12 protein-coding genes and 1 riboswitch are annotated in these 12,143 nt (G+C 61.8%); of the genes, 4 read left to right on the top strand and 8 right to left on the bottom strand.

Annotated elements, in window-relative coordinates:
• Positions 1-56: 56 nt before the first annotated feature.
• From CO671_RS05790 to CO671_RS05770, 5 genes are all read right to left on the bottom strand, one after another.
• Positions 57-533 (bottom strand): GNAT family N-acetyltransferase, encoded by a 477-nt coding sequence (locus CO671_RS05790; protein ID WP_097605150.1) that lies wholly within the window; start codon positions 531-533, stop codon positions 57-59.
• Positions 534-571: 38 nt separating this feature from the next.
• Positions 572-1,852 (bottom strand): multidrug effflux MFS transporter, encoded by a 1,281-nt coding sequence (locus CO671_RS05785; RefSeq protein ID WP_097605149.1) that lies wholly within the window; start codon positions 1,850-1,852, stop codon positions 572-574.
• A gap of 35 nt (positions 1,853-1,887) precedes the next feature.
• Positions 1,888-3,093, bottom strand: a complete 1,206-nt coding sequence (locus tag CO671_RS05780) for a multidrug effflux MFS transporter (protein WP_097605428.1) — start codon at positions 3,091-3,093, stop codon at positions 1,888-1,890.
• A 137-nt stretch (positions 3,094-3,230) separates the two neighbouring features.
• Entirely contained in the window at positions 3,231-3,566 is a 336-nt protein-coding gene (gene grxD, locus CO671_RS05775; protein ID WP_009994514.1) for a Grx4 family monothiol glutaredoxin, read from the bottom strand.
• A gap of 234 nt (positions 3,567-3,800) precedes the next feature.
• A complete protein-coding gene (locus CO671_RS05770) occupies positions 3,801-4,031 on the bottom strand; it encodes a hypothetical protein (RefSeq protein ID WP_010029302.1) in 231 nt (76 codons plus the stop codon).
• A gap of 165 nt (positions 4,032-4,196) precedes the next feature.
• Between CO671_RS05770 and CO671_RS05765 the strand changes: the two genes are divergently transcribed.
• The 4 genes from CO671_RS05765 (at position 4,197) to CO671_RS05750 (ending at position 8,837) form a co-directional block, all read left to right on the top strand.
• On the top strand, positions 4,197-5,411 hold the full coding sequence (locus CO671_RS05765; protein ID WP_097605148.1) for a hypothetical protein: 1,215 nt from the start codon (positions 4,197-4,199) through the stop codon (positions 5,409-5,411).
• Between the two features lie 74 nt (positions 5,412-5,485).
• Positions 5,486-5,843: riboswitch (cobalamin riboswitch) on the top strand.
• A gap of 179 nt (positions 5,844-6,022) precedes the next feature.
• Entirely contained in the window at positions 6,023-7,039 is a 1,017-nt protein-coding gene (locus CO671_RS05760; protein ID WP_097605147.1) for an ABC transporter substrate-binding protein, read from the top strand.
• Between the two features lie 5 nt (positions 7,040-7,044).
• Positions 7,045-8,076 (top strand): iron ABC transporter permease, encoded by a 1,032-nt coding sequence (locus CO671_RS05755; RefSeq protein ID WP_170964947.1) that lies wholly within the window; start codon positions 7,045-7,047, stop codon positions 8,074-8,076.
• On the top strand, positions 8,073-8,837 hold the full coding sequence (locus CO671_RS05750) for an ABC transporter ATP-binding protein (RefSeq protein WP_097605145.1): 765 nt from the start codon (positions 8,073-8,075) through the stop codon (positions 8,835-8,837). The genes CO671_RS05755 and CO671_RS05750 overlap by 4 nt, the downstream gene beginning before the upstream one ends.
• A gap of 33 nt (positions 8,838-8,870) precedes the next feature.
• Here the strand turns inward: CO671_RS05750 and CO671_RS05745 are convergent, their stop codons facing one another.
• The 3 genes from CO671_RS05745 to CO671_RS05735 all read right to left on the bottom strand — a co-directional run bounded on the left by CO671_RS05745 (position 8,871) and on the right by CO671_RS05735 (position 12,105).
• A complete protein-coding gene (locus CO671_RS05745) occupies positions 8,871-9,104 on the bottom strand; it encodes a BolA family transcriptional regulator (RefSeq protein ID WP_003540079.1) in 234 nt (77 codons plus the stop codon).
• 19 nt (positions 9,105-9,123) lie between these two features.
• Positions 9,124-11,355: a phosphoribosylformylglycinamidine synthase subunit PurL gene (gene purL, locus CO671_RS05740; RefSeq protein WP_097605144.1), complete on the bottom strand. Its 2,232-nt coding sequence runs from the start codon at positions 11,353-11,355 to the stop codon at positions 9,124-9,126.
• Positions 11,356-11,526: 171 nt separating this feature from the next.
• Entirely contained in the window at positions 11,527-12,105 is a 579-nt protein-coding gene (locus CO671_RS05735; protein WP_097605143.1) for an acyloxyacyl hydrolase, read from the bottom strand.
• Positions 12,106-12,143: the final 38 nt, after the last annotated feature.

Here is a 12,143-nt window from a genome sequence, read left to right as displayed (position 1 = left end):
TATCTGCGACGGGATTGCCGAGTTCATTCGGATAAAGTGTATCGGCGGCTTGCGCCCTATTCCGTGTAAAGCTTTTCCATGCGGAAATTTTCCAGCCTTTGCCCGCGTTTTTCGACGGTTTGCCGGCTCACCACGCGGAAACCCTTGCGTTCGAAAAACGGTCGAGCGGTTCGGCTCGCCTCGGTATAAATTCGCGTGAATCCGAGGTTCAACGCTTCCTTCTCGACCCTGCTCAACAGGCGGCTTGCGATACCCAGCCCCTGAAATTCAGGGTGCACGAACATCATGTCCAGGCATCCGTCACCGGTCAGGTCGGAAAACCCCACCGGCACTCCATTGATTTCCGCGATCCAGCCAGGCCTGCTTATCCGGCGCTGCGCCCACAGGCTGCGATCTTCCACCTTCGCCCAAGCCTCGATCTGAGCGGGCAAATAGTCTTTCGATGAAACCTCCCGAATGGCGCGCAGAAAAATCTCGATCGTCGCGTCCGAATCGCTTGGCGCGTAAGGCCTGATCAGAATTCGGTCGTCCATCGGAAATGCCTTTCGCGCTGACGCCAATGATTTCGATGTCAGAAGTGCGCCGCACCCGGATCGAGCTGTGGGCTGTCTCCGGGATGGGTGAAGAGCTTGCCGTTCTCGGCCCAGAGGGTGGCTGCGATCGTCACCAGGCCGAAGAGCGCGAAGCCGCCGAAGAGAGGCTGCACCGTGCCGTTGAACATCTGGCCGACCAGGCCGCCGAGGATGGCGCCTGCCGTCGTCGAGACAAAGCCGGTGATGGCGGTTGCCGTCCCGGCGAGATTGCCCATCGGCTCAAGGCTGATGGCGGTGAAATTGGTGGCGATCACGGCAAACATCATCAGCACGATGGTGAAGATGCCGTAGGCGGTGGCGAAATCCGCCTTTCCGGCCAGTGCAATGAGAAAGCCTGCTGCCGACAGCGCCGTGAAGATCAGCAGCGCGGCATGCGAAATGCGGCGCATGCCGAATTTGCGGACGAAGAAGCCATTGGCGAAATTCGCCACTGCAATGCCGCCGGCGGTCGCCGCAAAGGCGATCGGCAGCCAGTCGCCGAGGCCGTAAACTTCGCCGAAGACCTGCTGCACCGAGATCACGTAGGCGCTGATGACGCCGGTGAACATGGTGAGGCCGATCATATAGCCCGAGGTAATGCGGTTCGTGAGCACGGTCTTGAAGCCGTCCGTGACCGAGTTGACCGACAGCGGCAGGCGTTCTTCCGGCGGCAGCGATTCCTTCAGCCGCAGAAGTGCCCAGACGAAGAGGATGGTGGCGACGGCGCCGAGCAGGATGAAGATCCAATGCCAGTTGGCATAAAGGATGATGAGCTGGCCCACCGAGGGTGCGACGATCGGCACGATCATGAAGACGATCATGACATAGGACATGACGCGGGCCATTTCGCGGCCGCCGAAGCAGTCGCGGACGATCGCCATGGTGGTGATGCGCACGGCCGCGCCGCCGACGCCCTGAACGAAGCGCATGAGGAGCAGCATTTCGAAGCTGCCGGTGGCGGCAGCGGCAAACATGCCGACCACATAGCAGGCGAGGCCGCCGAGCAGGATGTTGCGGCGGCCGAAGGTGTCGGAAAGGCTGCCGAAGAATATCTGCGAAACGCCGAAGCCGAGAAAGAAGACGCCGATGATGAGCTGGGCGTCGTTGGTGCTGGTGACGCCGAGGGAGCGGCCGATATTGGGCAATGCCGGCAGCATGCTGTCGATCGCCATGGCGATGCTGGCCGTCATGATCGCAATGGTGACGACGAATTCACCGAAGCCCATGCCGATGCGGCGGGAGCCTTGGTTTTCCTGGTGCAGTTTATGTGGCGGCGTCATGTGGTGAAATCCTGGATGCGGACGAGGTCGGCCTTTCAAACGGCCGGATTGTGCTGCTGGAACAGGCGGCCCTTCTCGGCAATCAGCACGAAGACCAACCCGGCGATCGAGACAGCGAAATAACCGGCGACCATCGGCAGCGCCGTGCCGTCGAAGGCCTGGCCGATGCCGGCGCCGATGATGGCGCCGCCGACCGTGCTCATGAAGCCGAGCACGGAGGAGGCGGTGCCGGCCACATGGCCGAGAGGCTCCATGGCAAGCGAGTTGAAGTTCGAGCCGATCCAGCCGAACTGAAACATGGCCAGACCGAAGAAGGTGATGAACAAGGCGAAGGGCATCGGCTCGGAACTCGCCATTTGGACGATCAGCCAGATAGTGTTGATGGCGATGAAGCCGATCAGCGAGCCGTGCGACAGGCGACGCATGCCGAGCTTGCCGACGAAGCGCGAGTTGAAGAAGGACGACAGCGACATGAAGATCGCCACGCCGGCGAAGGCGACGGGGAAATAGACGCCGAGACCGTAAATGCCGACATAGACCTGCTGGGCGGAATTGATGAAGCCGAACAGCGCGCCGAAGATGAACGTGCTGGCGATCGTGTAGCAGAGCGCCACGCGATTGGTCAGCACCAGCTTGAAGGCGCCGAAGATCGAGCGGGCGGTGAAGGGGCGGACATTCTGCGGATGCAGGGTTTCCGGCAGGCGGATGTAGGCCCAGACGGCGATACCGGTCGCCATGGCGGCAATGAAGAGGAAGATCAGGTGCCAGTTGCCGAAGAACATGACGACTTGGCCGGCGCCGGGCGCGATCACCGGCACGATCATGAAGACCATCATGATCAGCGACATGACCTCAGCCATCTGCCGGCCGCCATAGATATCGCGGACAATGGAGACGGTGATGACGCGGGTTGCGGCCGAACCAACGCCCTGCAGGAAGCGCAGGGCGAGCAACCCCGCAAAAGAGGGGACGAAAACGATACTGATGGCGGACAGGATGTAGATGACGAGACCGATCAACAGCGGCGTGCGGCGGCCGAAACGGTCGGAGAGCGGTCCGTAGAACAGCTGAGCGCAGCCGAAACCGAGCAGATAGGTGGAGACGACGAATTGTCGATGATTTTCGCTCTCGACGCCGAGGCTCGCTCCAATCTGCTGCAGCGCCGGCAGCATGATGTCGATCGCCAAAGAGTTAACGGCCATCAGGAAGGCGGCAAGCGCGATGAATTCACGCTTGCCCATGGGCAGGCGGCCCGCGGACACGGCTTGTGATGAATCTGTCACAATGAAATTTCCATAAACAGGTCAAGGCGCTGCTGGCTGCAGCGCCTCGAACTCGAGAAACAGATTTGGAAACCGGGCGGACGTCCGGTGACCGGTCAGGCGGCGCCGCGAACGGTGACGCCGTTTTCCTGGAGATGCTGTTGCAGCTCACCGGCCTGGAACATTTCCCGGACGATGTCGCAGCCGCCGATGAACTCGCCCTTTACGTAAAGCTGCGGGATCGTCGGCCAGTTGGAATAATCCTTGATGCCCTGGCGGATCTCCGAATCGGCGAGCACGTTGATGCCCTTGTAGTCGACGCCGATGTAATCGAGAATCTGCACGACCTGGCCGGAGAAACCGCACTGCGGAAACTGCGGCGTGCCCTTCATGAAGAGGACGACGTCGTTGCTCTTGATTTCGTTGTCGATGAATTCGTGAATGCCGCTCATGGGACCTGATCCTTTCAACGGGCGGGTTAAAGGCCCACCGTTTCAATCGTTGTCCTTAGATAGCATGTGACAGCAGGAATTCCAGACGCCTAAACCAAAAAAAGACCAATCTGGTCAGACCACTTCGGCGATGTTGCTATCACGTTACGGTTGTCGGGCCAGATGGGCCTGCATCCGGTCAATTTCGACGTCGCCGAGGGGCCGGGTTCAGCGGTCGGATAATTGCGTCATGTCTCAGCTGCGGCGCTGGCGGCTGCGACCGGCGGCGGTGCGTCGCTTGCTGACCTGTTTGCGGGCGGGTTTGCGCTTGGCGGAGGTCGTCTTTCGGGCGGCAGCCGTTGTCGCAGCGGGGCGCGTCTTGCGCCTCCTGCGCTTCGTCGTGACGCGGCCGGTGGTTTTCTTCAGGATTTCCTTCAGCACGCTGTCGACGATGCCAGAGATCAATTCTTTGACAAGATCGGCCACAAAACCCCTCCGTTCACGGTGGAATCGACATGGCTGCTATTGAATTCCTGATGACTTCGGTTAGCAAGACGCCTTCGAGACCATACCTGCTTTTTCGCCGAGATCGGCGCCACAGCAGCCGGATCGCACGAACATGCCGGCCATTCGCCCGGCCGAAAGAGCGGAATGAGATTGATAAAAAAGCGGATCGTCCTGCATTTTCCGGGCTTCGAGCCGCTTGACGGCGTTGCCCACCGGGCGCGCTACGAGCGCTCAGCCAGGCAGAGTTCCGCCGTTTGGGGCTATTCGCTCGAGGTCGGGACTCCGGACGGCAGCGATCCCCTCAGTTTCGAGGTCACGACCAGCGGCGCGGCGCGTGGGGCACCCGAGATGGCGCCCGGGGCAGCCGGGGCGACGCTCGGGGAAGAGCCTGCTCCTGCCACTTGGCAGACGAAGAGCCGGATCCACATGGTCGATCACGACATGTTCGTGCGCAGGCTGCGCAGCGGCAATACGCTGAGCCAGATTGTTGCGGGTTTTCGCAGCTGCGCCCAGATCATGCTCGAAGGCGGCATGCGGGGCTATTTCCGTCATGCCTGGCGCTTCGGCCTGTTCTTCCTCTTTCCGTTCCTGCTGACGGCGCTGGCAATCGCGCTGACGGCGCAGATCGCCGTCGCGCCCTATAGTCTCGGCTTTTCGCCCTGGCACATGCTCTGGAGCGGGCCGCTGGCGCTCTGCTTCTTCATCTTCGCCTTCCTGCCGTTTTCCGAACGCTTCCACACGCTGCATCTCTTTGCCGATTGGCAAATGGCCGTCGCGCTCGGCCGCATGCACCGGGCCGATTGCAACGATTGGCTGGAAGACCGGGCCACCGCCGTGCGCAAGGCGCTTGATGAGGAGGCGGAGGAGTATGTGATCTCCTCGCACAGCATGGGATCGAACGTGGCCGCCCATGTCATCGGCATATTGCTGGAAAGGGAGCCGGAGATCTTCAAGGGCAAACGCGTGGTGTTTGCTTCACTCGGCAGCGCTATTCTGCAATGTGCGCTGCTGTCATCGGCAAGCCTGCTGCGCGCCCGCGTCGGCTTGATTGCCCGCTGCCCGGAGATTTCGTGGGTCGATGTGCAGTGCCTGACGGATTCGATCAATTTCTACAAAGTGCCGGTTGTCGCCGTCTCCGGCCACGCGGACGCGCCCCCGGCGAAGATGCTCCTGATCCGCGTCAAGCAGATGCTGACGCGCGAACATTACCGCAAGATCCGCAAGGATCAGCTGCGCGTCCATCGGCAATATGTGCTGGGGCCGGATTTGAAGGCGTCCTTCGACTTCACGCTGATGACATCGGGGCCGATGCCTGCCCTGGTCTTTACCAATCCTGATAAAAAGAGAATTCCCGGCTGAAGGCTGCCTTTTTGGCAAAGGCTCCCGCGCAGAGCCCGATGCGTCAGCTTGTTCTTGACGCGATACGTCGAGCCGGCGTAACTAGGCGCGACGGTTTCCCGCGGATGACTCCAAGGGGATTAATAGGGAACACGGTGAGGACGACCCAATAGGGATCAAGACCGTGGCTGCCCCCGCAACTGTAAGCGGATTGTCGATCATCCCAGGGTGATCGCTTTTGCCGATCATCCCAGGGTGATCGCTTTTGCCGATCATCCCAGGGTGATCGCTTTTGCCGATCATCCCAGGGTGATCGCTTTTGCGATCATCCCGAGATGAGCACTTAGCTCATCTCTTGGGGCCCATGGCCATGCCACTGCGAGTTTCGCGGGAAGGCAGATGATCGGCGCATATCCGCAAGCCAGGAGACCTGCCGTCAATCACGATCCAATCAACCGGGCGGGGATGCCTGGAAAGGAACAGACATGGTTGACCTGAACCTTCGCCGAACTCCGGCACGAATCCGTCTCGATTGGGTTTTTCACCGCTAGCGTCCGTTTGACCGTGCCTTATCCCGCGCAGCCGCGCGTGGCACGGCGAGGCTAGAATTTTCCTCCTTATCGAGATTTTCCATGCGCCAGTTTCTCATGAGCATGACGTTTGCCTTCGGGCTGACCGGCCTTGCAGCGCCGGGTCTTGCTGCCACTCAATATCCATTGACCATCACCAATTGCGGCCAGCAGGTGACCTTCGAAAGGGCCCCGGCGAAGATCGTATCGATCGGCCAGGGCATGACCGAAGTGCTGTTTTTCCTCGGACTGGCAGACAAGATCGCCGGAACCGCGGTCTGGGTCGGCCCGGTCCTGCCGCAATATGCCGAGGTCAGCAGCCGGATCAAGCGCCTTGCCGACAACGATCCAAGCTTCGAATCCGTCGTCGGCGCGGAGCCCGACCTGGTGGCGGCCGAATTCGAGTGGCATGTCGGTGCGCAGGGTTCCGTCGGCAAGCGCGAACAGTTTTCCGGACTCGGGATCAACACCTATGTCGCGCCCGCCGACTGTGTGGCCAAGATCAATGCCGATGGCGGCGATGGCGTGCGCAAAGCGCTGTTCACGATGGACCTGATCTATCAGGAAATCGCCGAACTCTCCGACATCTTCGATATCAAGGACCGCGGCGACGCCCTGATCGCCGATCTCAAGAAGCGCGAGGCCGATGCCGTCGCCTCGATATCGGGCGCATCGGCAAAGAATCTGCCCATCGTCTTCTGGTTCTCCAGCAAAGAGGTGAACGGCGATGCCTTCATCGCCGGGAAGAACAGCGCCCCGGCCTATATTCTGAAGACGCTGGGTGCTGCGAATGTCGTGACGACGGAAGAGGAATGGCCGCTGGTCGGCTGGGAGACGATCGCTCAGGCTGATCCCGCGGTCATCGTCATCGCTACCATGGATCGCCGGCGCTATGCGGCTGACGATCCGAAGGTGAAGCTCGACTTTCTGAAGAACGACCCCGTCACCCGCGAACTCGATGCCGTCAGGAACAATCGCTTCGTGATTATGGACGCGCAATCGATGAACCCGACGATCCGCACGATCGACGGCATTGAGATACTGGCAAAGGGCATCCAGTCGTCGGGTCTCGCCCAGTGAACAAGATGCTCCTGAAACGGGATGGATGGTGGGCGCCCGTCGCGCTCACCGTTGCCGCCTTCGTCCTTCTGGGACTGATGATCAGCCTGGCCGTTTCGATCGGCGAAATATCGATCCCGCTTCAAACGACAGCCAAGGCCGTCTCGAATCGGCTTTTCGGTACCGGTTTCGAACTCAGCCGCATTCATCAGGGCATCGTCTGGGACTATCGCCTCAGCCGCGCGCTGGTGGCCGCCAGCGCCGGTGCGTCGCTCGCGCTCTGCGGCGCCATCCTGCAGGCCCTGCTGCGCAATCCGCTGGCCGAGCCTTACGTTCTCGGCATCTCGGCAGGCGCCTCGACGGGTGCGGTCTGCGTGATGATCCTCGGTTTCGGTTATGGCGTGCTCAGCCTTTCGAGCGGCGCGTTCATCGGCGCGGTGGCGGCATTTCTGCTCGTCGGCGTTCTTGCCGCCGGCGCTGGCGGGACCGGCGAGCGCATCATTCTGTGCGGAATTGCTGGATCGCAGCTCTTCAACGCGCTGACCGCCTATATCGTCACGACATCGGCCAATGCGGAACAGGCGCGAGGCGTCATGTTTTGGCTGCTCGGCTCTCTCGGCGGCGTTCGCTGGCCGGATGTTTATCTCGCAGCGCCGGTTACCGTGATCGGCTTCCTCGTCTGCCTTGCCCATGTGCGAGCCCTCGACGCTTTCGCCTTCGGTACCGATGCTGCTGCATCCCTCGGCATTGCGGTGAGGCGCGTCCAGATCGTGCTGCTCGGCGCAACCGCGGTGATGACGGCGGCTGTCGTGAGCATGGTCGGCTCGATCGGCTTTGTCGGCCTCGTCATTCCGCATGCCGCACGTTTCCTGGTCGGGCCTGCCCATAGCCGGCTGCTGCCGGCCACAGCGCTCGGCGGTGCCCTCTTCATGGTCGCTGCCGACATCATCTCGCGGATCATCGTCCCGCAACAGATTCTGCCGATCGGCGTCGTCACCGCGCTGTTCGGCGCTCCGGCCTTCGCCGTCATTCTCTATGGCGCCAGGAGAACTGCATGAGCATCACAATCGACGAGGTCAGTTTCGCCGCAGGCGATACGCTTCTCGTCAATGGCATCAGCCTTGCGGTCGAGACAGGCAAGGTGCTGGGCCTGCTGGGGCCGAACGGCTCGGGGAAGTCGAGCCTGCTGCGGCTGATTTGCCGGCTGCGAAAGGTCCGCAGCGGCATTATCCGGCTCGGAGAGGACGATATCTCGGCGATATCGAGAGCCGAGCTCGCCCGCCGCGTCGCTTTCGTCGAGCAGCAATCGACGACCGAGACGCGACTAACTGTCAGGGACGTCGTGCGTCTCGGCAGGACGCCGCATCGCGGATTGCTGAATTCCTGGGCTGCTGACGACGATCTCCGCGTCGACGAGGCGCTTTCACGCGTCGATATGCGAGATCGTGCCGCGCAGCTCTGGCAGACGCTCTCAGGCGGCGAGCGCCAGCGCGTTCACATTGCACGAGCGCTCGCGCAGTCGCCGAGCGAACTTCTGCTGGACGAGCCGACCAATCACCTCGATATCCAGCATCAGCTGGACATTCTTTCCCTTGTCTCGAAGCTCGGCATTACCTGCATCATTGCCCTGCACGACCTCAATCTGGCGGCGATGTTCTGCGATAGGCTGGCCGTGCTCGAGAAGGGAGAGATCGTTGCCGCGGGAGCGGCCGAAACCGTGCTCACCGAGGGGCTGATCGGCCGCGTCTTCGGTGTCCGGGCGCATGTCGAAAGGTCTTCGATCCATGGCCGCGTCCACATCCAATATAGGATGGGATGAGCCGCAAGCCCATCATTCGAAGCGTCGCGAACCCTATTCCGGGGCCGAAGTCTGCAGGGCGAGCGCGTGCAACACGCCGCCCATATTGCCCTTCAGCGCTTCGTAGACCATCTGGTGCTGCTGCACGCGGCTCTTGCCGCGGAAGGCTTCGGCGACGACTTCGGCGGCGTAATGATCGCCGTCGCCCGCCAGATCGCGGATCGTCACCTTGGCACCGGGAATCCCAGCCTTGATCATGTCTTCGATATCGCCGGGTTTCATGGCCATGATCGTTACTCCTTGCGCATCATTCCGCGGCGAGTTCGCCGCGGCCTTCCATGAAATCAGGGAACCACGATTCATGTGTATCGCGCAATTGCTGAATCGGCAGCGTAATGAGATCGCCGACGACGAGTGCATCTCCGCCGACCGTGCCGAGGCGGCGGAAGGGAACGCCGGCGCCTTCCGCATTGACGCAGACGAAATCCGCCACATCGGCCGGCACCGCCAGCACATAACGCGCCTGATCCTCGCCGAAGAGCAGCGCATGCGGCGCACCCTTGCATTCGCCGAGATCGATCGTCAGCCCCTTGCCGGACGCCATGGCCATTTCAGCCAGCGCGACGGCAAGGCCGCCCGAGGAAATGTCGTGGCAGGCGGTTGCCTGGCCGTTGCGGATGACGGAGCGGACAAAATCGCCGTTGCGGCGCTCGGCGAAGAGATCCACCTCGGGGGCGGGACCTTCGCGGCTGTCGAGCACATCCCTGAGATAGACGGACTGGCCGAGATGGCTGCCGTCGAGGCCGATCATGATCACCTTGTCGCCGGCGTTGGCGCTGCCGATGCGAACCATCTTGCGCCAGTCCGGCAGCAGGCCGACGCCTGCAATCGTCGGGGTCGGCAGGATGGCGACGCCGTTGGTCTCATTGTAGAGCGAGACGTTGCCCGACACGATCGGGAAGTCGAGCGCGCGGCAGGCCTCGCCGATGCCCTTCACCGCCTGAACGAACTGGCCCATGATCTCCGGCTTTTCGGGATTGCCGAAGTTGAGATTGTCGGTGGCGGCGAGCGGTTCGGCGCCCGTCGCGGTGATGTTGCGCCAGCATTCGGCGACCGCCTGTTTGCCGCCTTCGAAGGGGTCGGCCTCGACATAACGCGGCGTCACGTCGGAGGAGAAGGCAAGCGCCTTGCTCTTATGGCCGTCGACGCGCACGACGCCGGCATCACCGCCCGGAAGCTGCAGCGAATTGCCCTGGATCAGCGTGTCATATTGCTCATAGACCCAGCGGCGGCTCGACTGGTTGGCCGAGCCGACGAGCTGCAGCAACGCCTGACCGTAATTCTTGGGTGCGGCGACGAGATTGGCGGGCAGGGGGGCAGGCTTGCCGGATTCGCGCCAGGGGCGATCATATTCCGGCGCCTGGTCGCCGAGATCCTTGATCGGCAGATTGGCGACTTCTTCGCCCTGGTGCACGACGCGGAAGCGCAGGTCGTCGGTCGTCTTGCCGACGATGGCGAAATCGAGGCCCCATTTGACGAAGATCGCCTTGGCTTCATCTTCCTTCTCCGGCTGCAGCACCATGAGCATGCGCTCCTGGCTTTCCGACAGCATCATCTCATAGGCGGTCATCCGCTCTTCGCGCACCGGCACCTTGTCGAGCTCGAGCAGGATGCCGAGATCGCCCTTGGCGCCCATTTCGACGGCCGAGCAGGTGAGGCCGGCGGCACCCATGTCCTGGATGGCGATGACGGCGCCGGTCTGCATCAGTTCGAGGCAGGCTTCGAGCAGGCACTTTTCGGTGAAGGGATCGCCGACCTGAACGGTCGGGCGCTTTTCCTCGATCGATTCGTCGAATTCGGCCGAGGCCATCGTCGCGCCGCCGACGCCGTCGCGGCCGGTCTTGGCGCCGAGATAGACGACCGGAAGGCCGACGCCCTTGGCCTCGGACAGGAAGATGGCGTTGGATTTGGCAATGCCGGCGGCAAAGGCGTTGACGAGGATGTTGCCGTTGTAGCGGGCGTCGAACTCGACTTCACCGCCGACCGTCGGCACGCCGAAGGAATTGCCGTAGCCGCCGACGCCGGAGACGACGCCGGAAACGAGATGGCGGGTCTTGGGATGATCCGGTTCGCCGAAGCGCAGCGCGTTCATCGCCGCAATCGGCCGCGCGCCCATGGTGAAGACGTCGCGCAGAATGCCGCCGACACCGGTCGCAGCCCCCTGGTAAGGCTCGATATAGGAGGGGTGGTTGTGGCTCTCCATCTTGAAGACGACGCAATCGCCGTCATCGATATCGACCACGCCGGCATTTTCGCCGGGCCCCTGGATGACGCGCGGCCCTTTGGTCGGCAGCGTGCGCAGCCATTTCTTCGAGGATTTGTAGGAGCAATGCTCGTTCCACATGGCCGAGAAGATGCCGAGCTCGGTGAAAGTCGGTTCGCGGCCGATCAAATCCAGGATGCGCTGGTACTCGTCCGGCTTCAGGCCATGGCCCGCGATGAGTTCCGGCGTGATCGGGATGGTGTTTGGAATGGTCATGAGCGGAAGGTCCCTGGCGCGTTTTGCGCTGTCTTTAGCTTATGTAGCGGCGGCGCGCGACAGAAAAAAGCCCGCCGTCAACACAGTGAACTGACTCCCGAAAGTTGGACACCCAACTTCGGGAGCAGTTCACAGGGGCGGGCAGGCTTTTTTCGTAAAAGCGGCAATTGCTCAGAACTTGTAGCCGATCTGGATGCCGGCGCGCGTCATGCCGTCGTTCGGGCCGTCGCAGAGATTGGCATGCGAGGAGTGGGCGATCTGGGCCATAACGTTCCAATGCGGGGTGAAACGGTAGCCGGCCCCGGCATACTCGTGAAAGAGGACGCGGCAGCCGAGTTCCGGGCCGTCATCATTGTCGTCCAGGTCGCCGGTATGGATGACGCCGCCGAAGCCGGCTTCGGCAAAGAGCTTGTCGTTGAAATCGACCGTCCAGGTGAAGCCGGTGAAGAATTGGGTGGCTTCACCCGCGGTGCCGATCGAGGTGCCGAGATGGACACGAGGACGCAGCAACTGTTGCTGCCAGCCAACGGCCTCCTCGTATCCGAAAGGGTCGAAGAGAGCGGTAATTTCCGGGAAGACGCCGTCTTCCCTGGAATGGCCCGATTGCACCGAGGCAGAAACCCCGAAACGCAACTCATCGAATATCTGCTCGCCGGCATCTGCCGAACCCGCCATCGAAGTGCCGGCTACAACAGCCACTGATGCAAGCGCCAAGAAGTGCTGCGCGATCCGCCCGAACTCGACCCTCATCTGCTGTCCTTTGATTCGCACCAAGCGTAGACAACAAA

The organism is Rhizobium sp. M10, from assembly GCF_002531955.1.
GTDB classification, from domain to species: Bacteria; Pseudomonadota; Alphaproteobacteria; order Rhizobiales; family Rhizobiaceae; genus Rhizobium; species Rhizobium etli_C.
The sequence above is the reverse complement of the archived record's forward strand: the minus strand, read 5'-3'. Positions and strand labels throughout refer to the sequence as shown.

Excerpts from the sequence above, each read along its gene's own strand:
- CO671_RS05790 (WP_097605150.1), bottom strand. The coding sequence starts at position 533 with ATGGACGACCGAATTCTGATCAGGCCTTACGCGCCAAGCGATTCGGAC.
- CO671_RS05735 (WP_097605143.1), bottom strand. The coding sequence starts at position 12,105 with ATGAGGGTCGAGTTCGGGCGGATCGCGCAGCACTTCTTGGCGCTTGCA.
- CO671_RS05760 (WP_097605147.1), top strand. The coding sequence starts at position 6,023 with ATGCGCCAGTTTCTCATGAGCATGACGTTTGCCTTCGGGCTGACCGGC.
- grxD (WP_009994514.1), bottom strand. The coding sequence starts at position 3,566 with ATGAGCGGCATTCACGAATTCATCGACAACGAAATCAAGAGCAACGAC.
- CO671_RS05750 (WP_097605145.1), top strand. The coding sequence starts at position 8,073 with ATGAGCATCACAATCGACGAGGTCAGTTTCGCCGCAGGCGATACGCTT.
- CO671_RS05755 (WP_170964947.1), top strand. The coding sequence starts at position 7,045 with ATGCTCCTGAAACGGGATGGATGGTGGGCGCCCGTCGCGCTCACCGTT.
- CO671_RS05765 (WP_097605148.1), top strand. The coding sequence starts at position 4,197 with ATGAGATTGATAAAAAAGCGGATCGTCCTGCATTTTCCGGGCTTCGAG.
- CO671_RS05785 (WP_097605149.1), bottom strand. The coding sequence starts at position 1,852 with ATGACGCCGCCACATAAACTGCACCAGGAAAACCAAGGCTCCCGCCGC.
- CO671_RS05780 (WP_097605428.1), bottom strand. The coding sequence starts at position 3,093 with ATGGGCAAGCGTGAATTCATCGCGCTTGCCGCCTTCCTGATGGCCGTT.
- CO671_RS05745 (WP_003540079.1), bottom strand. The coding sequence starts at position 9,104 with ATGGCCATGAAACCCGGCGATATCGAAGACATGATCAAGGCTGGGATT.
- purL (WP_097605144.1), bottom strand. The coding sequence starts at position 11,355 with ATGACCATTCCAAACACCATCCCGATCACGCCGGAACTCATCGCGGGC.